Raw genomic sequence first — 22,628 nt, 5'->3', positions numbered from 1 at the left:
CGGGCAAAGCGCCTCAGACGGAATCTATCATCCTCCGTAGAACCAAAACGGAGTTTTTGGAGGTGTCCCGCTGATCAGAGGGTCTGACCAAACTGCAGCCTTCTGAATAAGACGGGCTGGATTGAGACTCCCATTAAATATCAACCAAAAAGGTCTTAATGAAGACTAAAATATTCCAAATGGAATGCATTAAATAAACTGTAATAAGTGGCTTATTTCGGGTTTCTGCTCTAAAATAAAATGTAGTTGAATATATTGAGCCAAACAAAAACATAATTAAAATATATAATAAACTATAATTGTGAGATATTCCAAAAATAAAAGATGAAATTATAATATAATTATACTTATTTTTTATTATTTTATATAATAAAAATTGGAACAATATCGTTTCAATGAGCGGATCAACAAAGCACATTGAGAATGCGATGAAAAAATTTACGATCCCGTTTGATAATGGACTCCTTCTATAAGGTACCAATCCCAAACCAATATCATTCACACCTAAGATGTTAATTACTGTAATTAAAAATTCTGCCGATACATACATTATTAATATTTGTGATATTATAACGACAAAAATTCCTCCATGAGAAATAAAATTCTTATATTTTTTAATAAAAGTCATACATCAAGCCCGTTTAATCACGAGTGAGTATTTCTATGCATGAGAATGTCATCCAGCCGAAATGCCTCTCGCTCTCTCTTCCAACGGCAGAGGATACCTGACGCTGAAACGCATCCTATCAATTTTTTAAGAAACCTATACATGAGGAATTATTGCGTTAAATCAGATTGTTTAAAGAAGTTTCTCAATATAAGCAAGGTAATTTTTGAAACCAAATAGAGCCATATCCGTTCACGTTGGTTCACGGATATGGCTCCAGATCATTGGTTTAACAAGAGTTCATCCGATCGGGTGAGTGCGCCCGGCCGGATGATGCTCTAATTAAAAATCGAAAGAATCACTCCACATATCATAATAACTTAAAGCAGTACTCGCAGCATGCTCGATACTCCCAAAATTTTCATAAGCAAACTGTCCAAGTGATAACACGTTAGAAGCAAAACCGAGGGCTCCTCCTACGGCACTAATAGACGGCCGACCACCTGATATAAAATCGATATCATTCATGTTAAGTTCGGAAATCATCATTCCCACTCCTCATAAGAAAAAAGGAAAATCCGTTACCCTAAGCCCCTCTTTTGAGGGATCTTATATTTATAACGAAAATATATTTCTTGCAACATACAATCCGATCTTAAACATTTATTATATTGGGCGACAGAAGATACGAGTGTGATCATGATTCATGACGATGGCCCGCAATTTTCTCACAAAGTTTAACTCCTTCTCTGAGAATAGCGATCGTTTCGATTTAAAATATCATTATTTTCCCATTTCTATTAGGATGAAGGACCCAATCATTAGGTCATTAGGTAAATTTCAGTTGCAATTTTAAATATAATTTTAATAAACCAAAGAGAAATAAAAATTCGCTTATTAAAATTTTTATATATGCAATCAAAATAGATTCGAATTCTAAATGATTAACAGATCGTTACGATAATACCGCTATTGCATTTTGAAAGTATTTTTTGTTTGGCTTTCGGCGAAAGTTCGATGTGTTATTTCTATAATACTGCAGTTTAATTTTTCAACATTGTTATAAACCAACAGCTCTGTGTCGAGATCAAGATGACTGGTAGCTTCATCAAGAAATAAAATATTTGGCTTTCTATAAAATGCTCTTGCTAAGATGATACGCTGCCTCTGCCCTCCCGAAAGAGTATGTCCCATTTCGCTAATCAACGTCTCAAACCCCATTGGCATGCGCTGTATATCCTCCAAGATCTGCGCGTTCCTCGCGCACTCAACCACCCATGCCAGATCCATTCTTTCATCAAAGCCTGCGATATTCTCAGCAATGCTTCCTGACAATAGAATATCGTCCTGAAGCACGCCGGCAACCTGTGATCGATACACTTCCCGGTTTGCTGGCCCAAGTTCGACGCCATTCCACAGCACCTGACCTTCCTCCGGCTGGATCAGTCCCATCACGATCGCCAGAAAGGTGGATTTGCCGCAACCGGATGGTCCCGTAATAGTCAGGTTTTCTCCGGCCGGCACCTTCAGATTGACGCCCCGGAACACCCAGGCATCTTCCTTGCCATAGCGATAGCCGATATTCCGGCATTCGATCACCGGCACATCAGGTTTGGTATCGATCATGATTGGAGCAGGCGATATAGCCTGAACCTGACCGGAGACTTCAGCTTCGGCCAACGCAATATCGGAGAGCCGATCACATTGCACCTTAAGATTCCTGATCTTGAATCCAGCCGTTACCAGACTCCCGAAGCGGCTTGCAAATTGATCCCGGTAGCTCAGAAACGCCACCAGCATCCCGACCGACATCTCGGCCGAGATCACCATCCGGGCTCCAAGAATTAGCATCAGCACACGATCGAGCCCGAACAGCGCCTCCTGCACGCGTGTAAAAATCAGGTCATACCGTTGGATCTTCAATCCCGCATTGATACTGTCGACCAGCCTGTTGCCCCAGGCGATCTTCCGTCGTCCTTCCAGGGACAGCAACTTGATGCTGCGCATCCCGCGCAACGTCTCCAGAAAATGCCCTTGCTGGGCCGCACCATGGACCAGCGCCTCTTCGGACATTTCCCGATAAGGTCCAAACAGAACGATCCGCACCATCAGATCGAGCAGAGAAGACATCACGACGATCGCCGTCAGCCATTTCCCGTAGATCACGATCATGACGAACATGCCGATCGCCATCAGACCGTCCATCACACTTTGCACCAGGTCGGTCGTGAAGGTCTGCTGGATCGTCCCGAGGCTACCAAAGCGCGACAGGATGTCACCCGCACCACGCTTCGCGAAATAGTCCTGTGGCAAGCCCATGAGATGGGAGAAGAGGCTGATATTCCATTGCATGGAGATTCGCGTGGACAGCAGCATGACCATCCACGACCGAAATGTCGCGATCACCCCCTGCAAGACCACCAGAAGTACCAAACCGGCGGCGATCGTCCACAACAGGGAACGGTCTCCCGTCGTCAGTACCTCGTCGATGATCACCTGCGCCAGCATGGGATTGGCCAGGGCAATGACTTCCAGACCCAGGGAAAGACCGCCCAGCGCCAGCAGCGCCCCCTTCAATCCCGAGATATGGCGGAACATGTCGCCGATGCTCAACAGCCGGCGCTCATCGCGCTTCTCGAATGTCGCGGCCGGGGTCAGTTCCAGGGCCACACCGGTAAAATGTCGCGACGCTTCGTCCAGCGTCAGCCTGCGCGCGCCCCGTGCCGGATCGTGGATCAGGATCTCTTTCTCGCCGGCTTTCACCAGCACCACGAAATGGTTGAAATCCCAATGCAGGACACAAGGCAGAGATAGCTTCGCCAGCGCCGGTAGATCGAGCTTGACCGGCCGGCTATGCAGCCCGAACCGGTCGGCAATCCGCATCAGAGACCGCAGGTTGAGGCCGGACCCAGACACCGCAGCCTGTCGACGCAGGGAGGCCAGATCGATCAGATGCCCATGGCCACACAAGATCATCGCCAGGCAGGCCAACCCGCATTCCGCTGTCTCGGTTTGCAGGATAACGGGGAGTTTTCGGCGAAACCCGGTCTGGATCGGCCGCAGCATTACGGCATCGTCCTGGACACGGGACCACCGGAAACCGACTTCAGCGTCGATGTCATCGAGATGACCGGATCAAGCAGCCACTGATACAGATGACGGCGATCGATCGCGATCTCCGCCTCCACCGCCATCCCCGGCGTCAGCCGCTCCTGCTGGCCATAGGCCAACACATAGGACCGATCCGGTCGCACCCGAATACGATAGGTATCGCCTTGTGGCCGTGGCGAGGCGCTGTTGGCCTCACTATCGCCATTGTCCCTAGAAACGAACCCATTCCGCTCTGGCAGGGGCGCTTTCGTCACTTCAACGACGGTACCATCATACAAACCGAATCTCTGGAACGGATAGGCCGCATATTTCAGCAGCACATGCTGCCCAGGCCGCACGAAACCGACCGCCCGACTATCCACGTACAGCTCGGCCAGCAATTCGGCATTGTCGGGAAGAATGCTGGCCAGGGGCTGGCCGGCCGCGACGCGCTGCCCGACCGACGCACGGATACCGTCCACCGTCCCGCTGACACGGGCGTCGATGACCGTTCCGGCCTGGCCCCGTGCCTGGGCAATCTGGCGCTTGATATCGGCCAGACGCACATCGAGGTCGTTCAGATCTTCATCCACCTTGTAGCGGTGCCGATCGATCTTGTAGCGCAGGTCAGAAATCTGGCCGCCCGTTTCGACCAGCGTGCGCAAGGTCTGCGAGTGCGTATTCATGAACTGTACATAGGTATAAAGCTGGCTCTGGAACTGGCTTTCCGTCACCAGATGGGTGCCGATCGCCGTCCGCATTTCGCTCATCGCCCGTTCCACCAGCGGCAACGACGCATTGTCCCGCCCAACCTGTTCGGTCAGCATGGTCTGCTGCTTTTCCAGCGCCGTCAGTTCGTCCCGAAACGATTCCAGTTCGACCGGAGCATCCGCGTTCAACAACGCGCGTCGGGCCGTCAGGAGATCTCGCTCCGCCCCCAGACTATCCAGCGATTGCCGGCCGGTTGGCCCGGCTTCGGACCAGCTTTCGATATCCAGGGTGAACAATCGTTCTCCGGCCGTGACATGCACCCCTTCCTTGACCGACGTTGATGCGACAATACCGCTCTGGTCTGCCTCCGCGACCACCAACCCGGTCGGCGGCAGCATCAAACCATTGGCGTGAATCCGCCGCGTATAGGTCCCGAACGCGACATAGAGACACGCCGCCGCGACCAGCACCACAGAGCATAGTGAGGCGATGCGCCCGGAGATCGGCTCTACAAGTTGTACCGAGCCGATCCAGGCTTCCTGATGCCATTTGAGGGCTTCCGCCCGAAACAGGGGGCGTGCCGATCCGTCAGCCATGATGCACGGTCGATATGCTCCGTCAGAAGGGAACTGACATAATTTCGACACATATTGATACGTTCGGAAAATTCATGCAATGCACGTAAGCGATGAAACGGAACAACACTTCAACAAGACTGAAACGGTCCGGATTCTATGTCACGGCCGCTCTGACAGTCATATTTGTGCCGTCAATCGGTCAGGGAAAAGAGCAACCGAACACCTATTCTCTCAACGATGCCCTGGCCACAGCCTATAACTCCGCTCCTCAATTACTGCGGGAACGAGCGCTGCTCCAGCAGACAGACGAAGGCGTTCCGAAGGCCCTTTCAGGCTGGCGACCGACCGTTTCTGTCGCTGCCAGCGCCAATTACAATCAATCCAGCTATATCACTTATCCGTTTGGCGGATCATTCCGCTACGATCAGCAATTTGCTGCCCCCGGCTATAACGCAGGTGTGACCGTCACCCAGCCTCTGTTCGCCGGCGGCCGGACCGTCGCCTCGACTCGACAGGCCATGCATACGGTCATGCAGGAACGTGCCCGCCTTGTGCAGATCGAACAGCAGGTCTTCCAGAACGTCGTCTCGGCCTATGTGTCCGTGACCCAGGCCCACCGCCTTCTGGACCTTACAAAACGCAACGAAGACACCTTAGCCGGGCAGGTACGCCTGACCACACGCCAGTTCGAACTCAATCAGGCCACCCAGACGGACGTTCTGCAGGCACGTTCGCAATACGAGGCCGCACGGGCCGCCACCCGCCAGGCCGAAGGCGATCTCGGCGTCGCCGAAGCTGCGTTCCAGCGTCAGGTCGGCAGCTCACCTCCACGCGACCTCGCACCACCCCAGCCCCTGGTCTTGCCTGTCGCGCAGGAGGCCGATGCCGCGCATCTTGCTGCGACCAACGCCCCGCAGGTCATCGGTGCCCAATACGCTCTCGCCGCCGGGCAGGATGCCGTGAAGGTCGCCTTTGCCGCCCTGTTGCCGCAGATCTCTGCTCAGGCGTCTTTTCAGCGCCAGATCAACCAGGACGAGGCAAAATTCACGGAAGACGGTGAGATGGCCACGATCCAGGCCAGTATCCCGCTCTATCAGGGCGGATCGGAATATGCCGCAATCCGCGCAGCCCGGCGCGCGGTTGACGCCGCCCGCCATGATCTGGACGACCAACGGAGAACGGCCATTCAGGCAGCGGACAGCGCCTGGCGCAAATGGCAGGCGGATCGCGATCAACTGGCCAGGAACCGGGAGGCCGTCTCATTGGGAGAAGCAGCGCTCCGCGCCATCCAGCAACAGGAACTCCTGGGCGTCCGCACGACGTTCGAGGTGCTGCAACAGCAGCAACTTCTGTTCCAGCAGCAACGGACACTGATCCAGAACATCGCCAACACAGTGCAGGATTCCTATGCCCTTGCCGCCGCCATTGGCCGCCTCACCGCTCGCGATCTCGCCTTGGATGTAACCCTTTACGATCCCGCTGCTCACCTCAAGAAGGTGAGATGGAAAATGATAGGAACAGAATAAATTAAATGTTTAGTCCCGGGATTTGATGGTGCGGAGCAGGCCAGAGCGCTCGCGCACAGCGATTCGGCCGGCAGAACGCGCGTCGGGTCATCAGGAGCAGGGCCAAGGGAATGCGCGATCGTGCCGGGATTCACGACCGGAATCCGTGCCCGCGCATAACGCCCACATATAACGATCGACTATCGTGGATTTCCCGGCGCCGTTCGGGCCCTCGAATACCCGAAGCCGGGGCTACATTACGACAAGGCTGCGATGCGATGTTCACCGTCCCGGTCGAAGCGCATCAGTGCGCGGCGCCCGTCCGGCTTGCGCATCTGTGCCAAGAAGGTGTTGATCAAGCCGTTGAACGTTCGGCCGCAGCCGACGACCGCGACTGTCCTGGATGGCCGGAAGGATTATGGTGAGGAACGGTTCATCACGGCCGGCATGCTCGGTGGCCGCCCGGTCGTGATGGTCTGGACCCCGCTCGGCGCGGCACATGATTTCGATGAGGCATGCGCATGACCGTGAAGAAGCCCTCTGGCGCGCCCGAATGGCCCGAATGGGTTGATCCGGACGATGCGCCGGAACTGACCGACGTCTTTTTCGACCAGGCCGAGATCCGGCGGGGCGAGCGGGTCGTCCGCAGAGGCCCCCCGCGTCTGTCCCATCCCAAGGCGGCTGGTTTCCCTCCGCCTGGACCAGGATGTGCTGGACGGCTGGCGCGGCACGGGTCCCGGATGGCGGAGCCGGCTGAACGATGCGTTGCGCGATGCGCTGAAGCGCGCGGGCTGAGGCTCTGTGGTGAGCCGGGTGGGACTCGAACCCACGACCATTCGATTAAAAGTCGAATGCTCTACCGACTGAGCTACCGGCTCACCGAGGCCGCGCTGCGGTGCGGCCTCGGGTAGCTTTTGCGGCCGGTCAAGTCAACCCTCGCGAATGCCGGCGGCATTCGCGCGGCGGGTGGAGAGTCAGGCGGCGACCGGGCGCATGCTGACGATGCGGTCCGGGTCCTGGACCGTGCCGCTCTGGCCCGCGCCGCGCTTGATCTGGTCGATATGTTCCATGCCTTCGATCACCTGGCCGACGATGGTGTACTGGCCGTCGAGGTGCGGCGAGGGTTCGAACATGATGAAGAACTGGCTGTTGGCGCTGTCGGGGTTCATGGTGCGGGCCATGCCGACGGTGCCGCGTTCGAACTTCGCGGCGCGGGTGAACTCGGCCTTGAGGTCCGGCAGGTGGCTGCCGCTGGTGCCGGTGCCCGTCGGATCGCCGCCCTGCGCCATGAAGCCGTGGATGACGCGGTGGAAGGGCGTGTTGTCATAGAAGCCCTCGGCTGCCAGCGTGCGGATCCGCTCGGCCGCCAGCGGCGCCAGGTCGGGCCGAAGCTGGATGACCACGCGGCCGGTCTTCAGTTCCAGGGCGATCAGGTCCGCCGGTGCGGTATCGGTTGCGGTATCGGTCATGATTCGTGTTCCAGTGCTGAAATAAACATCTAGACATCGTGGGCGGCGCACCGGGGCGCGCCCCGCGTCATCCGCCCAGGCGCGCGAGGATTCGCCGCCGGGTGAACGGGGGGACGAAGCCGGTGATGTCGCCGCCCAGCCGGGCGACCTCCTTCACCAGCCGCGAGGAGATATATTGGCTGCCTTCGCCGGCCATCAGGAACATCGTCTCGATGTCCGGGGCCAGTTGGCGGTTCATGCCGAACATCTGGACCTCGTAATCGAAATCGGCGACCCCGCGCAGGCCGCGCACGATCACGGTCGCGCCATGGGCGCGCGCGGCGTCGACCAGCAGGCCGCCGAAGCCGACCACGCCGATCGCGATCCCGGCGCGGCGCGCGACCGGCGCGGTTTCGGCCTGCAGGCAGGCGATGCGCTCGTCGACCGGCATCAGCGGCTGCTTGCCGGCATTTTCGCCCACGCCGACGATCAGCCGGTCCACCAGCCGCGCCGCACGTTCGATGATGTCCAGGTGGCCGTTGGTCACCGGGTCGAACGTGCCGGGATAGAATCCCGTGCGCGGCCCGGCGTCAGGCATCGGGTGCCTCCGCCGTGCCCTGGCCATCCGGGGCGCCACCCTGGGCGCCGTCCTGGAGCCCGTCCTCGGCAGCGTCATCCTCGCCTCCATCCTCGCCGTCATCCATGACGGGGAAGACGCTGGTGACGCGTTCGGTGGTGTCGAGGCGGAACAGGGTCACGCCGCCGGCCTGGCGCGACATGACGCGGATCTGGCCGACCGGCAGGCGGATCAGGCGGCCCGCGTCGGTCACCAGCATGACGTCGGTGCCGTTGATCACCGGCAGCGTCGCCACGACTTCGGTGCCGCGCCGGCTGCTGCTGAAGGTCATGTTGGCGATGCCCAGCCCGCCGCGCCCGCTGACCCGGTAGTCGTAGGCCGAGGAGCGGCGCCCGAAGCCCGCGTTGCTGACGGTCAGCAGGATTTCCTCGGCCAGTTCCAGTTCGGCGAATCGCTCGGGCGTGATGACCGAATCGGCGGGGGCCGATTCCTCGTCGGACGCATCGGGCGGGACGTCCTCGGCCTCGTCGCCCGCGGCGGCGTTTTCGGCCCGGCGGCGGGCATTGGCCATGCGCAGGAAGGCCGAGCGTTCCTCGACCGTCGCCTCGACATGGTTGAGGACGCACAGGCTGTTCACCTCATCCCCCTCGGCCAGGCGGATGCCGCGCACGCCGGAACTGTCGCGCCCGGCGAAGACGCGCAGCGTGTCGTCGGTGATCTGGAAGCGGATGCAGCGGGCGTTGCGCGTGGCCAGGAACACGTCCTGTCCTTCGCGGCAGGTGGCGACGCCGATCAGGCGGTCGCCTTCGTCCAGCTTCATCGCGATCAGGCCGGAGGCGCGGATATTGCGGAAATCGCTGAGCCGGTTGCGGCGGACATTGCCCGACGCGGTGGCGAAGACCAGGTGCAGGTTTTCCCACAGCGTCTCGTCCTGCGGCAGGGGCAGGACGGCGGTGATCGAATCGCCGCCCAGGTCGGGCAGCAGGTTGACCAGCGCGCGGCCCTTGGCGGTGGGGCTGGCCTCGGGCAGGCGCCAGACCTTCTCGCGATACGCCTTGCCGCCGGACGAGAAGAACAGCACCCATTGATGGGTATGGGCGTTGAACGAGCGCACCACGATGTCGTCGCCGCGGCGCCCGGCGGCGGTACGGCCGCGCCCGCCGCGATTCTGGGCGCGGAAGATGTCGAGGGGCGTGCGCTTGATGAAGCCGTCGCGGGTGATGGTCACCACCATCTGGCCGGGCTCGATCAGGCTTTCGTCGGTCTGGTCGCCCGCGTAATCGGCGATCTCGGTCAGGCGCGGCGAGGCAAGCTCGGCACGGATCGCCGCCAGTTCGGCGCACATCACCTCCATGCGCCGGGGGCGGCTGGCGATGATTTCGAGCAGTTCGTTGATCCGGACCGCGACCTCGGACAGTTCCTGCTGGATCTTCTCGCGCTCCAGGCCCGTCAGGCGCTGCAGGCGCAGTTCGAGGATGCCGCGGGCCTGGGCCTCGGTCAGGTGGACCTTGCCGTCGGCGATCACGTTGCCCTCGTCCTGGATCAGGTCGAGCAGCGGCGCGACGTCGGCGGCGTCCCACGCGGTGCGCATCAGCGCCTCGCGCGCCGTGGCGGCGTCGGGGGCGGCGCGGATCAGCGCGATCACCGCGTCGATATTGGCCACCGCGATCACGAGGCCGACCAGCAGGTGGCCGCGGTCGCGCGCCTTGTTGAGGTCGAAGCGCGCCCGGCGCAGGATCACGTCCTCGCGGAACGTGATGAAGGCGTGCAGCACGTCCTTCAGCCCCATCAGGCGGGGCTGGCCGTTGTCCAGCGCCAGCATGTTGACGCCGAACGAGGTCTGGAGCTGGGTGAAGCGGTAGAGCTGGTTCAGCACCACTTCGGGCGTCGCGTCGCGCTTGATCTCGATGACGATGCGCATGCCCGACCGGTCGCTTTCGTCGCGGATGTCGGAGATGCCTTCGATCTGCTTGGCGCGCACCAGTTCGGCGATGCGCTCCTGCAGGGTCGATTTGTTGACCTGGTACGGGATTTCGGTGATCACCAGGGCGCGGCGGTCGCGGCGCAGCTCCTCGATTTCGGCGCGGGCGCGGATGATGACCGAGCCGCGCCCGGTCTCGAACGCGCTGCGGATGCCCGCGCGGCCCAGGATGATGCCGCCGGTGGGGAAATCCGGCCCGGGGACGATCTGCATCAGCTCGTCCAGGGTCATGTCCGGGCGGGCGATCAGCGCCAGGGTCGCGTCGATGATCTCGCCCGGATTATGGGTCGGGATGTTGGTCGCCATACCGACCGCGATCCCGGACGCGCCGTTGACCAGCAGGTTGGGGAAGGCGGCGGGCAGGATCTTCGGCTCCTGCTCGCTTTCGTCATAGTTCGGCTGGAAATCGACGGTGTCGCGGTCGATGTCGTCCAGCAGGAAGGACGCGGCCTTGGCCAGCCGGGCCTCGGTATAGCGCATGGCCGCCGGGGAATCGCCGTCGACCGAGCCGAAATTGCCCTGACCGTCGATCAGCTTGACGCGCATCGACCAGGATTGCGCCATGCGCACCATGGCGTCGTAGATCGAGGAATCGCCGTGCGGGTGGTATTTACCCATCACGTCGCCGACCGCGCGGGCCGATTTGCGGTAGGGCTTGTCGTGGGTGAAGCCGCTCTCGCGCATCGAATAGAGGATGCGCCGATGCACGGGCTTCAGCCCGTCGCGCACGTCCGGCAGGGCGCGGCTGACGATGACCGACATCGCATAGGCGAGGTAGGAGGACCGCATCTCCTCCTCGATCGTCACCGGAAGCAGATCGGAAGGCGCCGGCGGCTCCGGCGGATCGGGAATTTCGGTCAATGCAAATCCGTCATGTCAAGGCCCCCGGCCCGTGGGCAAGGAGGGCGGGAACTGGACCCGAGCCTAGCACAGAGTGCGGGGCCCAGAGAAACACGGTAAAGAAACCACGGTGGAGATGCCGCATGCGCCGTCCCGATGGCCCGTTGGGGCCGGGTAGGCTGTGCCAAAGGGGCGGCCTGTGCCAGGGGCCGGGTCGTGCCGGCCCGGAGCGGGATTTAGAACGGGATTTCGTCGTCCAGGTCGCTGCCGCCGCCATGCGGCGCGTCCCAGCCCCCCGTATTGCCGCCCGTATTGCCGCCTGGGCCGCCGGCATTGCCGCCGCGACCGCCGCCGCCGCCGATCTGGCGCGGGGCGGAGGAGGAATATCCGCCGCCGGTATTGCCGCCGCCATAGAAGCCGCCCGCGTCGTCGCCGGACTCGCCGCCGCGATTGCTGTCCAGCAGCACCAGGTCGCCGCGGAAGCGGTCGACCACGACCTCGGTCGTATAGCGTTCCTGGCCGGACTGGTCGGTCCATTTGCGGGTCTGCAGCGAGCCTTCCAGATAGATCTTGCGGCCCTTGCGGAGGAAACGCTCGGCCACGTCGGCGATGCGTTCGTTGAAGATGACGACGCGGTGCCATTCCGTGCGCTCGCGCCGCTCGCCGGAGGCGCGGTCGTTCCACGTGTCGCTGGTGGCCAGCGTGAGCGAGACGATCTTGGCGCCGTTCTGGCTGTTTCTGACCTCGGGGTCCTTGCCCAGATTGCCCACGAGAATAACCTTGTTGACGCTACCTGCCATGACGCTGTCCTGCCGCTGTCCGGTCCGGAGACGCCGCGCGGGCGGCGATGCTCCTGCTCTAAAAAAACCGTCCGCCCCGGCCGGTCTGGGGGGCGGACGCAACTCTGATGCCATCCTAACCCAGATGCGCGGCGGATGATACCGGTGCGGCGGACGGCGTTCCGTCGGGATGTTTTTTTCCGGCATGTCGGTTCATATCGCGTCGTCCCCGGCATTTTTGAGGCGGCGGATCTTGGCGGACGGCGCGGAAACGGTCAGAACAGAGTGGGAACGCGGCGGGCCGGACGCGGCGGGTCCGGAGCGGGAGCGCCAGAGGGCGCCCCAGAGGGCGCCAAAGAGCGACGATATATAGAATATAAAGAGCGACGATATATAGAATATAGAGCGGCGATAGAGAGCGGCGGCAGAGAGCGACAGAGCATGGCACATCGATCCAGTCAGGAGGCCGACCGGGATGCCGGTCCGAGCACTCGTCCGGCGGGCGGGCCGCCGGCGGCGCAGTCCATCCGGGTGCGGGGCGCGCGGGCGCACAACCTGAAGAATATCGACGTCGAGATCCCGCGCGACGCGCTGACGGTGGTGACCGGGCTGTCGGGGTCGGGCAAGTCGTCGCTGGCGTTCGACACGATCTATGCCGAGGGGCAGCGCCGCTATGTCGAGAGCCTGTCGGCCTATGCGCGGCAGTTCCTGGAGCTGATGGGCAAGCCGGACGTCGATGCGATCGAGGGCCTGTCGCCGGCGATTTCCATCGAGCAGAAGACCACGTCGAAGAATCCGCGCTCGACCGTCGGCACGATCACCGAGATCCACGATTACATGCGCCTGCTGTGGGCGCGGGCGGGCGTGCCCTATTCGCCGGCCACCGGCCTGCCGATCGAGGCCCAGACCGTGAGCCAGATGGTCGACCGGGTGATGGCCCTGCCGGAGGGCACACGGCTGATGCTGCTGGCCCCGGTGATCCGCGACCGCAAGGGCGAGTGGCGCAAGGAACTGGCCGAACTGCAGCGCAAGGGCTTTGCCCGCGTGAAGGTGGATGGCGCGCTGTACGAGATCGCCGAGGTGCCCGAGCTGAACCGCAAGCTGCGCCACACGGTCGAGGCGGTGGTGGACCGGGTGGTGGTCAAGCCCGGGCTGGAATCGCGCCTGGCCGACAGTTTCGAGACGGCGCTGGGGCTGTCCGACGGGCTGGTCTATGCCGAGGAAGTGGTGCGGGGCGACGCCGAGCCGCCGCCGCGCATCGTGTTTTCGTCGCGATTCGCCTGTCCGGTCAGCGGTTTCACCCTGGAGGAGATCGAGCCGCGGCTGTTCTCGTTCAACGCGCCGCAGGGGGCGTGCCCGGCCTGCGACGGAATCGGCACCGAGACCTTCTTCGATCCGCATCTGATCGTGCCGGACGAGTCGCTGTCGCTGGCCGCCGGCGCGATCGCGCCGTGGCGCAGCGCGCAGAGCCCGTATTACCAGCAGACGCTGGAAAGCCTGGCGGCGCATTACGGGGTGCGCATGGAGACGCCCTGGCGGGACCTGCCGCAGGGCGTGCGCGACGTGATCATGCAGGGGGGCGGCGAGGAGATTACCTTCCGCTATCGCGACGGCCGTAAATCCTATGACCTGACCAAGGCGTTCGACGGGGTGGTGACCAACCTGCGCCGCCGGATGGCCGAGACCGACAGCGTGTGGGTGCGCGAGGAATTGTCGCGCTATCAGTCCGACAAGCCGTGCCATGCCTGCCATGGCGCCCGGCTGCGGCCCGAGGCGCTGTCGGTGCGGGTCGCGGGGGCGACGATCGCCGAGGCGTCGGACCTGCCGATCCGCCGGGCGCTGGACTGGTTCGCCACCGTCGAGGCGACGCTGACGCCGCAGCGGGCGGAGATCGCCCGGCGCATCCTGCGCGAGATCCTGGACCGGCTGCGGTTCCTGAACGATGTGGGGCTGGATTACCTGACGCTGTCGCGCGGGTCGGCGACGCTGTCGGGCGGCGAGAGCCAGCGGATCCGCCTGGCGAGCCAGATCGGGTCGGGGCTGACGGGGGTGCTGTACGTGCTGGACGAGCCGTCGATCGGGCTGCACCAGCGCGACAATGAGCGCCTGCTGGGCACGCTGGACCGGCTGAAGCGGCTGGGGAACACGCTGATCGTCGTCGAGCATGACGAGGATGCGATCCGCGCCGCCGACTGGCTGATCGACATGGGGCCCGGGGCGGGGGTGAATGGCGGCAACGTGGTGGCGATCGGCACGCCCGAAGCGGTCGCGGCGAATCCGGCCAGCCTGACCGGGGATTACCTGTCGGGCCGGCGCAGCATCGCCGTGCCGGCGCGGCGCCGCCCGGTGGATGCGGCGCGCATGCTGCGGCTGGAAGGGGCGAGCGGCAACAACCTGAAGGACGTGACGGCGCGGGTGCCGCTGGGCACCTTTACCTGCATCACCGGCGTGTCGGGGGGCGGCAAGTCGACCCTGGTGATCGACACGCTGTACAAGGCGCTGTCGCGGCAATTGATGGGGTCGGGGCAGAATCCGGCGCCGTACCGGCGGCTGGACGGGGTGGAACTGCTGGACAAGATCATCGACATCGACCAGTCGCCGATCGGCCGCACGCCGCGATCCAACCCCGCGACCTATACCGACCTGTTCGCGCCGATCCGCGACTGGTTCGCCGAACTGCCGGAGAGCAAGGCGCGCGGATACAAGCCGGGGCGGTTCTCGTTCAACGTCAAGGGCGGGCGGTGCGAGGCCTGCCAGGGCGACGGGGTGCTGAAGATCGAGATGCATTTCCTGCCGGACGTGTTCGTGACCTGCGATACCTGCAAGGGCGCCCGCTACAACCGCGAGACGCTGGAGGTGAAGTTTCGCGGCAAGTCGATCGCCGACGTATTGGCCATGACGGTGGACGAGGCGCTGCCGTTCTTTTCGGCCGTGCCGCGCATCCGCGACCGGTTGGCGATCCTGCAGCAGGTGGGGCTGGGCTATGTCGCGCTGGGGCAGCAGGCCACGACCCTGTCGGGCGGCGAGGCGCAGCGGGTGAAGCTGTCCAAGGAACTGGCCAGGCGGGCCACCGGGCGCACGTTGTATATCCTGGACGAGCCGACCACCGGCCTGCATTCCGAGGATGTGCGCAAGCTGCTGGAGGTGCTGCACGCCCTGGTGGACCAGGGCAATACGGTCGTGGTGATCGAGCACAACCTGGACGTCATCAAGACCGCCGACTGGGTGCTGGACATGGGGCCCGAGGGCGGCGACGGCGGCGGGCGGATCGTGGCCGAGGGCACGCCCGAGGACGTCGCGGCCTGCGCCGAAAGCCATACCGGGCGCTTCCTGGGGCCGCTGCTGGCGCGGCCCGACGCCGATCCGCCGGAGGCCGGGGGACGCCGCGCGGCGGGCAGGCGGGGCAGGCCGGCGAAAACGGATAAAAAAAATCGCGCGGAACCGCGGAAAATACTTGCATAAGCAGGGTGGTGGCCTTATCAGCGGCCCCCTTGGCCCAAGGGGGCGATCCCGCCCAACAGGCTGTCTACTGGTTTGGGGGTACGTGATGAACGCACTTGCTCAGCTGGGGATGGTCTCGGAACTCCCGAGCAATATCCAGGTGTCTTCTAATCCGTCTTCGCACGACGAAGAGCGGAAGGATTATTTCGTCGAGAAAGACGGGATGAAGTTCGCGGGAACGCATCTTCTGGTCGATCTTTGGGAGGCCCGGAATCTGGACGATCCGGCGCAGATCGATCGCATCCTGTGCGAGGCGGCGGTGACGGCGGGTGCGACCATCCTGCACAGCCATTTCCACCATTTCTCGCCGAATGGCGGGGTGTCGGGCGTGGTGGTCCTGGCCGAGAGCCATATTTCGATCCACACCTGGCCCGAACGGAATTTCGCGGCGGTCGACATCTTCATGTGCGGCGCGTGCGATCCGAACCTGGCGATCCCGGTGATGCAGCGCCTGTTCCAGGCGGAGCGGGTCGAAGTGGACGAGCAGCGGCGCGGCCGCGTCGCCTGATGCGACGGGCGCCGGCTGCCCGACGGGCCCGGCGCCTTCTCTCCCGACCATCGGGGGGCCCGACCATCGGGGGCCGGATCGATCCGGCCTCTTTTTTTATGGCCGGTGTCCTGAAGCCGAAGAGCGACGGCCGGACATCGGATGCCGTGCGGAGCGGGAGACGGGGAATGAGCGAAAACTGGCTTGGCGAGACCCTCTATGAAGGCTGGCAGCAGCGCTTCAGGGTGCGCAGGGAACTGGCCCGTACGAAAAGCGTTTTTCAGGATATCGTCGTTTTCGAAAGCGAGACGCATGGCCGCGTGCTCGTGCTGGATGGCGTGATCCAGATCACCGAGGGTGACGAATTCGTCTATCAGGAGATGCTGACCCATGTGCCGCTGCTGGCGCATGGCGATGCGAAGAGCGTGCTGATCATCGGCGCGGGCGATGGCGGCGTGCTGCGCCGGGTGCTGCAGCATCGCGGCGTGACCCGCGCGGTGATGGTGGAGATCGACGGCGAGGTGATCGCCCTGTCCAAGCAATATCTGCCCGGCATTGCCGGCGATGCCTGGACCGATCCGCGCGCCGAGGTGATCGTGGGCGACGGGATCGATTACGTGGCCAAGGCCGAGACCGGATCGGTCGACGTGATCATCGTCGACAGCACCGATCCGATCGGGGTGGGCGAGGTGCTGTTCACGGATTCGTTCTATGAGCATTGCGCGCGGATCCTGACGCCGAACGGCATCATCGTGAACCAGTGCGGCGTGCCCTTCATGCAGGCCGACGAGCTGCGCGAGACCAGCCTGCGCCGCGCGCGCTTCTTTCCGCACGTGTCGGCCTATGTCGCGGCGGTGCCGACCTATGTCGGCGGCTTCATGACCCTGGGGGTCGCGGCCAAGGGGACGAACCCGGCCATCCATCCGGCCGAGACGATTCGCGCCCGGGCCGAGGCGGCGGGCATTCTGGGGACGACCGGCTATTGGACGCCGGAGATCCACGCGGGCGCCTTCAACCTGCCGCCCTATATCGCCCGGCACCTGCCCGCGGCGCGGTAAGGCCAGTCCAGGTCGGGCTCTGCCCGAACCCGGCAGGGGTCACAGACCCCTGCACCCGATTGCGTTGATAAATAATCGGTTTCCAAAGGCACCGCCTTTGGCGGGGTTCGGGGCAGCGCCCCGAAAAAGAGAGCGCGGGACGGTCAATCATGACACCCGCTGGATAGGACCCGACCCGGGCGTGCGCGCTGGCGGCGATCGTCGCCGCGCGCTGCCTGGGGGCGTCCTTGGCCTCGTTCAGGCGCGGTGGGTGGCCAGCCGGCGCAGCGAGAGCAGTTCGACGCCCAGCGTCGCCATGCCGTCGGCGAAGACCTGGTAATGCGGCGTCGTGAGATGGCTGTCGAACGCCGCCTGGTCGACATAGATCTCGTGCAGGATCACCCGGTCGGGCTCATTCTCGGGCAGCAGGACGTCGAAGGCGCGGCATCCCGGTTCGTCCGCCACGGAGCGGGCGCTGTCATAGGCGCAGATTTCGAGAAATTTCCGGCGGTTTTCGGGAGTCGTCGCGAATTCGGCGATGATGGTCAGCGGGGCGGCGTTCGTCATGACTGCGTCCTTTCCTGGCGGCCATGACGAGCCTATACCGGGCGGGGCCGTCCGATCCAGCCCGCGCGGCCGCGCGACGGTGTGACGGGGCGATTGACTTGCTTGCGAAACATGTGCCAAGCATCCGGATGCTGAAGCGGGAGAGACCGGCGCGAGCCGGCGCCGAAGGAGCAACCGCCCCGGAAACTCTCAGGCCAAAGGACCGCCCGGCATGGACTTCTGGAGAGAGGCGCCCCGCGCGCCCGCCGACGGGATAGCGATCTCAGGCAAACCGACAGAAGGGGCATTCGGATCCGCGACCGGATTCAGGAGGCTCGGTTCATGTCGTATCTTCTCCCTCTTTCTTTTCCGGCGATCGGCCTGAACGGCCACAGGCGGGGCGCGGCATGAGCCGGGACCTGCTGCGCACGCCGCTTTACGACCTGCATCTGTCGCTGGGCGCCCGGATGGTGCCCTTTGCCGGCTATGACATGCCGGTGCAGTACAAGGCCGGCGTGATGGCCGAGCATCTGCATACCCGGACCGCGGCGGGATTGTTCGACGTGTCCCACATGGGGCAGGTCAGGCTGCGCGCGCGGTCGGGGCGCATCGCGGACGCGGCGCTGGCGCTGGAACGGCTGGTGCCGGCCGACATCCTGGCGCTGAAGCCCTGGCGCCAGCGTTACGCGCTGCTGACGGACGCGCAAGGCGGCATCCTGGACGACCTGATGGTCTCGCGCCTGGGGGACGACGCGCTGCTGCTGGTGGTCAATGCCGCGTGCAAGGATGCGGACCTGGCGCATCTTACGGCGGCGCTGGACGGGGATTGCGTGATCGAGGCCCTGCCGGAGCGCGCGCTGATCGCGCTGCAGGGGCCGCTTGCGGGCGCGGCGCTGGCCCGGCTGGTCCCCGCGACGGCGGAGATGCGCTTCATGGACGTGGCGGAGTGCGACGTGGCGGGCGTGGCCTGCGTGGTCTCGCGCTCGGGCTATACCGGCGAGGACGGGTTCGAGCTGGGCATGGCGTCCGGCGCGGCCGTGCGGGTGGCCGAGGCGCTGCTGGCGCAGGAGGGGGTCGCGCCCGTGGGGCTGGGGGCGCGCGACAGCCTGCGGCTGGAGGCCGGGCTGTGCCTGTACGGGTCGGATATCGACCGCACGACCACCCCCATCGAGGCCGGGCTGGACTGGTCGATCCAGAAGAGCCGCCGGGACGGCGGCGCGCGGGCGGGCGGATTTCCCGGGGCGGAGAGCGTGCTGGCGCAACTGCGCGACGGCGTGCCGCGCCGCCGGGTGGGGATCGCCGTCGAAGGACGCGCGCCGGTGCGCGGCGGGGCGCAATTATTCGCCGACGCGCAGGGCGCGGTGCCGGTCGGCCGGGTGACGTCGGGGGCGTTCGGCCCCACGGTCGGGGCGCCGGTGGCCATGGGCTATGTCGCGGCGGGGTACGAGGCGACCGGCACGGCGCTGTTCGCCGAGCTGCGGGGCAAATTTTTGCCGGCGCGGGTGGCGGCGCTGCCGTTCACGGCGCCCGGGTTCAGGCGGTAGTCCCGGACGCCGGGTTTCGGGAATTGACGGGTTTGGGTGGAGAGACGGACATGACGGTTTATTACACGAAAGATCATGAATGGCTGCGCGTCGAGGGGGATGTCGCGGTCGTCGGCATCACCGCCCATGCGGCCGAGGAACTGGGCGAGCTGGTGTTCGTCGAGGCCAAGGAGGACGGCACCGTGGTGGCGCAGGGTGACAGCGTCGCGGTGGTGGAATCGGTCAAGGCGGCGTCCGACATCTATGCCCCGGTGTCGGGCACGGTGGTGGGCTTCAATGCCGCGCTGACCGACGATCCGACCCTGGTGAACGGCGCGCCCGAGGGCGAGGGCTGGATCCTGAAGCTGCGCATCGCCGATGCGGGGCAGCTTGCGTCGCTGCTGGACGCGGCGGCCTATGCCGCGCTGGTCGGCTGATCCTGTCGCGGAGACGATGAACGTGGCGCCCTCGACCGAGCACTCTTCCACCGTGGATTCCTCGACTCTCTGGCGGACTGCGCGTCCCGCCGCCGAGTCCTTCTGCGCCCGCCATGTCGGCCCGCGCGACGGCGAGGTCGCCGCCATGCTGGAGGCGGTCGGCGCGCCGTCGCTGGATGCGCTGATGGAGCAGACGGTGCCGGCGGCGATCCGGCTGCGCGGCGCGATGGGGCTGGGCGAGGGCCTGACCGAACCGGCGGTGCTGGCGCGGCTGCGGGCCATTGCCGGGCGCAACCGGGTCATGACCTCGCTGATCGGCCAGGGCTATTACGGCACGGTGCTGCCGGGGGTGATCCAGCGCAACGTGCTGGAAAACCCGGCCTGGTACACGGCCTATACGCCCTATCAGCCGGAGATCAGCCAGGGACGGCTGGAGGCGCTGCTGAATTTCCAGACCATGGTCGCGGACCTGACCGGGCTGGACGTGGCCAATGCCTCGCTGCTGGACGAGGCGACGGCGGCGGCCGAGGCGATGGCGCTGGCACGGCGGGTGGCGCGGTCGAAGGCGGACGGGTTCTTCGTCGATGCCGATTGCCATCCGCAGACGCTGGCGGTGCTGCGCACCCGCGCCGAGCCGATGGGCTGGCGGATCATCGTCGGCGATCCGGACCGCGACCTGGACGCGGAGGCGGTGTTCGGCGCGCTGCTGCAATATCCGGGATCGTCGGGGCAGGTCCGCGATCCGCGCGGCGCGATCGCGCGGCTGCACGCGGCGCAGGCCGTGGTGGCGATGGCGGCCGATCCGCTGGCGCTGACCGTGCTGGAGGCGCCGGGCGTGCTGGGGGCGGACATCGCCGTGGGGTCGATGCAGCGCTATGGCATGCCGATGGGCGCGGGCGGTCCGCATGCGGCCTATATGGCCGTGCGCGATGCCTACAAGCGCAATATTCCCGGGCGCCTGGTGGGGGTTTCGGTCGACAGCCGGGGGCAGCCTGCCTATCGCCTGGCGTTGCAGACGCGCGAGCAGCATATCCGGCGCGAGAAGGCGACGTCGAACATCTGCACCGCGCAGGTGCTGCCGGCGGTGATTTCGGCGATGTACGCGCTGTATCACGGGCCCGACGGGCTGGCGGACATCGCGCGGCGCGTGCATGGGCTGACCGCGATCCTGGCCGCCGGGCTGCGGGCGCTGTCGGTGCGGGTGGTGACCGAATATTTCTTCGACACGATCACCGTAGCGACGAGCGGCGCGTCCGGCCTGGTCCGCGCCCGGGCCGAGGAGGCGGGCCTGAATCTGCGCATCGTCGATGCCGACCATGTGGGGATCAGCCTGGACGAGACGACCACGCCGGAGATCGTCCGCGCCGTGTGGCGCTGCTTCTGCCCCGATGCGCGGCGGCTGGAGGAGATGGAGCGTGCCCTGCCGGAGCCGGGCGGCGCCCTGCCGCCGGGGTTGCTGCGCGCCAGCCCGTTCATGACGCATCCGGTCTTCCACGCCCATCGGTCCGAGACCGACATGCTGCGCTATCTGCGCCGGCTGGCGGATCGCGACCTGGCGCTGGACCGCACCATGATCCCGCTGGGGTCGTGCACGATGAAGCTGAACGCGACGGTCGAGATGATGCCGGTCACCTGGCCGGAATTCTGCGACATCCATCCCTATGCGCCTTCGGCGCAGATGGAAGGCTATGCCGTGCTGTTCGGCGAGCTGGAGCGGATGCTGAAGGCGGTCAGCGGCTATGACGCGGTGTCGCTGCAGCCCAATTCGGGGGCGCAGGGCGAATATGCCGGCCTGCTGGCGATCCGGGCCTATCACCGGGCGCGGGGCGAGGGCGGGCGCGACATCTGCCTGATCCCGGCTTCGGCCCATGGCACCAACCCGGCATCGGCCCAGATGGTGGGGATGCGCGTGGTGGTCGTGGCCTGCGACGCGCAGGGCAATGTCGATATCGGCGATCTGAAGGCCAGGATCGCGCAGAGCGGGGACCGGCTGGCGGCGATCATGATCACCTATCCCTCGACCCATGGCGTGTTCGAGGAATCGGTGGTCGAGATCTGCGACCTGGTGCATGCGGCGGGCGGCCAGGTCTATCTGGACGGCGCCAACATGAACGCGCAGGTCGGGCTGTCGCGCCCGGGCGCCTTCGGCGCGGATGTCAGCCATTTCAACCTGCACAAGACCTTCTGCATTCCGCATGGCGGCGGCGGGCCGGGCATGGGGCCGATCGGCGTGGGCGCGCATCTGGCGCCCTTCCTGCCGGGCGTGCCGCAGGAGGGCGGGGCGAACGCCGTGTCTGCCGCGCCGTACGGATCGGCGGCGGTGCTGCCGATCTCCTGGACCTATATGATGCTGATGGGCGACGCGGGATTGCGGCGGGCGACCGAGATCGCGATCCTGAATTCCAATTACGTCGCCAGCCGTCTGTCCGGCCATTATCCGGTGCTGTATCGCGGCACGAACGGGCGGGTGGCGCATGAGTGCATCATCGACCTGCGCCCGATCAAGGATGCGACCGGCATTACGGTGGACGATGTCGCCAAGCGGTTGATCGACCATGGATTCCATGCGCCGACGGTCAGTTTTCCGGTCGCCGGCACCTTCATGATCGAGCCCACGGAATCCGAGAACAAGGCCGAGCTGGACCGGTTCTGCAACGCGATGATCGCGATCCGCGCGGAAATCGCCGATATCGAGGCCGGGGTGCTGAGCGCCGAGGAAAGCCCGCTGCGCCATGCGCCGCATACGGTGCGCGACCTGGCCGACCCGGCCTGGGAGCGTGCCTATGACCGCCGGCGCGGCTGCCTGCCGTCCGGCGTCGCGGCCGCGGACAAATACTGGCCGCCGGTCAACCGGCTGGACAATGCCTATGGCGACCGCAACCTGGTCTGCGCGTGCCCCGACATGGCCAGCTATCAGGAGGATGCCGTCTGAGGCGGCCAGGGACGCTGGATAGGGACGCTGGGTAGGGACGTCGGACAGG

At 64.0% G+C, this 22,628-nt stretch carries 18 protein-coding genes, 1 tRNA gene and 1 riboswitch; of the genes, 9 read left to right on the top strand and 10 right to left on the bottom strand.

Annotated elements, in window-relative coordinates; all coding sequences use genetic code 11:
• Positions 1–133 precede the first annotated feature (133 nt).
• From QN315_RS19540 to QN315_RS02670, 4 genes are all read right to left on the bottom strand, one after another.
• Complete coding sequence (locus tag QN315_RS19540) at positions 134–550, bottom strand: type II CAAX prenyl endopeptidase Rce1 family protein (protein WP_408904681.1); 417 nt, start codon at positions 548–550, stop codon at positions 134–136.
• Positions 551–949: 399 nt separating this feature from the next.
• Entirely contained in the window at positions 950–1,156 is a 207-nt protein-coding gene (locus tag QN315_RS02680; protein WP_323991382.1) for a hypothetical protein, read from the bottom strand.
• Between the two features lie 420 nt (positions 1,157–1,576).
• On the bottom strand, positions 1,577–3,673 hold the full coding sequence (locus QN315_RS02675; RefSeq protein WP_323991381.1) for a peptidase domain-containing ABC transporter: 2,097 nt from the start codon (positions 3,671–3,673) through the stop codon (positions 1,577–1,579).
• Entirely contained in the window at positions 3,673–5,004 is a 1,332-nt protein-coding gene (locus QN315_RS02670; protein WP_323991380.1) for an HlyD family efflux transporter periplasmic adaptor subunit, read from the bottom strand. Before QN315_RS02670 ends, QN315_RS02675 begins: the two co-directional genes overlap by 1 nt.
• A gap of 92 nt (positions 5,005–5,096) precedes the next feature.
• Between QN315_RS02670 and QN315_RS02665 the strand changes: the two genes are divergently transcribed.
• From QN315_RS02665 to QN315_RS19535, 3 genes are all read left to right on the top strand, one after another.
• Positions 5,097–6,512 carry a TolC family outer membrane protein gene (locus QN315_RS02665; protein WP_323991379.1) on the top strand — a complete coding sequence of 472 codons (1,416 nt, stop codon included), beginning with the start codon at positions 5,097–5,099 and terminating at the stop codon, positions 6,510–6,512.
• A 306-nt stretch (positions 6,513–6,818) separates the two neighbouring features.
• Positions 6,819–7,016: a BrnT family toxin gene (locus QN315_RS02660; RefSeq protein WP_323991378.1), complete on the top strand. Its 198-nt coding sequence runs from the start codon at positions 6,819–6,821 to the stop codon at positions 7,014–7,016.
• Between the two features lie 144 nt (positions 7,017–7,160).
• Positions 7,161–7,286: a BrnA antitoxin family protein gene (locus QN315_RS19535; protein WP_408904680.1), complete on the top strand. Its 126-nt coding sequence runs from the start codon at positions 7,161–7,163 to the stop codon at positions 7,284–7,286.
• Positions 7,287–7,293: 7 nt separating this feature from the next.
• Here QN315_RS19535 and QN315_RS02655 read toward each other — a convergent pair.
• The 5 genes from QN315_RS02655 to ssb form a co-directional block, all read right to left on the bottom strand.
• Positions 7,294–7,369, bottom strand: a tRNA-Lys gene (locus tag QN315_RS02655).
• Between the two features lie 96 nt (positions 7,370–7,465).
• A complete protein-coding gene (locus tag QN315_RS02650; RefSeq protein WP_176640352.1) occupies positions 7,466–7,960 on the bottom strand; it encodes a peptidylprolyl isomerase in 495 nt (164 codons plus the stop codon).
• A 67-nt stretch (positions 7,961–8,027) separates the two neighbouring features.
• A complete protein-coding gene (gene coaD / locus QN315_RS02645; RefSeq protein ID WP_323991377.1) occupies positions 8,028–8,537 on the bottom strand; it encodes a pantetheine-phosphate adenylyltransferase in 510 nt (169 codons plus the stop codon).
• Positions 8,530–11,358, bottom strand: a complete 2,829-nt coding sequence (gene gyrA, locus QN315_RS02640; RefSeq protein WP_323991376.1) for a DNA gyrase subunit A — start codon at positions 11,356–11,358, stop codon at positions 8,530–8,532. The genes coaD and gyrA overlap by 8 nt, the downstream gene beginning before the upstream one ends.
• Before the next feature lie 215 nt (positions 11,359–11,573).
• Positions 11,574–12,137 (bottom strand): single-stranded DNA-binding protein, encoded by a 564-nt coding sequence (ssb, locus tag QN315_RS02635; protein WP_323991375.1) that lies wholly within the window; start codon positions 12,135–12,137, stop codon positions 11,574–11,576.
• 420 nt (positions 12,138–12,557) lie between these two features.
• Here ssb and uvrA point away from each other — a divergent pair, with 420 nt between their 5' ends.
• The 3 genes from uvrA (at position 12,558) to speE (ending at position 17,162) form a co-directional block, all read left to right on the top strand.
• Positions 12,558–15,578, top strand: a complete 3,021-nt coding sequence (gene uvrA, locus QN315_RS02630) for an excinuclease ABC subunit UvrA (RefSeq protein ID WP_323991374.1) — start codon at positions 12,558–12,560, stop codon at positions 15,576–15,578.
• 85 nt (positions 15,579–15,663) lie between these two features.
• Entirely contained in the window at positions 15,664–16,125 is a 462-nt protein-coding gene (speD, locus tag QN315_RS02625) for an adenosylmethionine decarboxylase (RefSeq protein ID WP_176640747.1), read from the top strand.
• A gap of 167 nt (positions 16,126–16,292) precedes the next feature.
• Positions 16,293–17,162: a polyamine aminopropyltransferase gene (speE, locus tag QN315_RS02620; RefSeq protein ID WP_323991373.1), complete on the top strand. Its 870-nt coding sequence runs from the start codon at positions 16,293–16,295 to the stop codon at positions 17,160–17,162.
• A gap of 237 nt (positions 17,163–17,399) precedes the next feature.
• Here the strand turns inward: speE and QN315_RS02615 are convergent, their stop codons facing one another.
• Positions 17,400–17,708: an antibiotic biosynthesis monooxygenase family protein gene (locus QN315_RS02615; RefSeq protein ID WP_323991372.1), complete on the bottom strand. Its 309-nt coding sequence runs from the start codon at positions 17,706–17,708 to the stop codon at positions 17,400–17,402.
• 127 nt (positions 17,709–17,835) lie between these two features.
• Positions 17,836–17,923, top strand: a riboswitch (glycine riboswitch).
• Between the two features lie 171 nt (positions 17,924–18,094).
• Here QN315_RS02615 and gcvT point away from each other — a divergent pair.
• Genes gcvT through gcvP form a run of 3 tightly spaced genes read left to right on the top strand, consistent with a single transcriptional unit; the run spans position 18,095 to position 22,579 of the window.
• Positions 18,095–19,231 (top strand): glycine cleavage system aminomethyltransferase GcvT, encoded by a 1,137-nt coding sequence (gene gcvT, locus QN315_RS02610; protein ID WP_323991371.1) that lies wholly within the window; start codon positions 18,095–18,097, stop codon positions 19,229–19,231.
• A 50-nt stretch (positions 19,232–19,281) separates the two neighbouring features.
• The gene (gene gcvH, locus QN315_RS02605; RefSeq protein WP_323991370.1) at positions 19,282–19,647 is read left to right on the top strand and encodes a glycine cleavage system protein GcvH; all 366 of its coding nucleotides are present in this window, start codon (positions 19,282–19,284) and stop codon (positions 19,645–19,647) included.
• A gap of 16 nt (positions 19,648–19,663) precedes the next feature.
• On the top strand, positions 19,664–22,579 hold the full coding sequence (gene gcvP, locus QN315_RS02600; protein ID WP_323991369.1) for an aminomethyl-transferring glycine dehydrogenase: 2,916 nt from the start codon (positions 19,664–19,666) through the stop codon (positions 22,577–22,579).
• Positions 22,580–22,628: the final 49 nt, after the last annotated feature.

Source organism: Nguyenibacter sp. L1 (genome assembly GCF_035199985.1).
Lineage (GTDB): Bacteria > Pseudomonadota > Alphaproteobacteria > Acetobacterales > Acetobacteraceae > Gluconacetobacter > Gluconacetobacter vanlangensis.
The sequence above is the reverse complement of the archived record's forward strand: the minus strand, read 5'-3'. Positions and strand labels throughout refer to the sequence as shown.

Bases quoted from the DNA above. Each gene is read 5' to 3' on its own strand.
- QN315_RS19540 (WP_408904681.1), bottom strand. From the start codon at position 550: ATGTATGTATCGGCAGAATTTTTAATTACAGTAATTAACATCTTAGGT.
- QN315_RS02680 (WP_323991382.1), bottom strand. From the start codon at position 1,156: ATGATGATTTCCGAACTTAACATGAATGATATCGATTTTATATCAGGT.
- QN315_RS02675 (WP_323991381.1), bottom strand. From the start codon at position 3,673: ATGCTGCGGCCGATCCAGACCGGGTTTCGCCGAAAACTCCCCGTTATC.
- QN315_RS02670 (WP_323991380.1), bottom strand. From the start codon at position 5,004: ATGGCTGACGGATCGGCACGCCCCCTGTTTCGGGCGGAAGCCCTCAAA.
- QN315_RS02665 (WP_323991379.1), top strand. From the start codon at position 5,097: ATGAAACGGAACAACACTTCAACAAGACTGAAACGGTCCGGATTCTAT.
- QN315_RS02650 (WP_176640352.1), bottom strand. From the start codon at position 7,960: ATGACCGATACCGCAACCGATACCGCACCGGCGGACCTGATCGCCCTG.
- coaD (WP_323991377.1), bottom strand. From the start codon at position 8,537: ATGCCTGACGCCGGGCCGCGCACGGGATTCTATCCCGGCACGTTCGAC.
- ssb (WP_323991375.1), bottom strand. From the start codon at position 12,137: ATGGCAGGTAGCGTCAACAAGGTTATTCTCGTGGGCAATCTGGGCAAG.
- uvrA (WP_323991374.1), top strand. From the start codon at position 12,558: ATGGCACATCGATCCAGTCAGGAGGCCGACCGGGATGCCGGTCCGAGC.
- speD (WP_176640747.1), top strand. From the start codon at position 15,664: ATGAACGCACTTGCTCAGCTGGGGATGGTCTCGGAACTCCCGAGCAAT.
- speE (WP_323991373.1), top strand. From the start codon at position 16,293: ATGAGCGAAAACTGGCTTGGCGAGACCCTCTATGAAGGCTGGCAGCAG.
- QN315_RS02615 (WP_323991372.1), bottom strand. From the start codon at position 17,708: ATGACGAACGCCGCCCCGCTGACCATCATCGCCGAATTCGCGACGACT.
- gcvT (WP_323991371.1), top strand. From the start codon at position 18,095: ATGAGCCGGGACCTGCTGCGCACGCCGCTTTACGACCTGCATCTGTCG.
- gcvH (WP_323991370.1), top strand. From the start codon at position 19,282: ATGACGGTTTATTACACGAAAGATCATGAATGGCTGCGCGTCGAGGGG.
- gcvP (WP_323991369.1), top strand. From the start codon at position 19,664: ATGAACGTGGCGCCCTCGACCGAGCACTCTTCCACCGTGGATTCCTCG.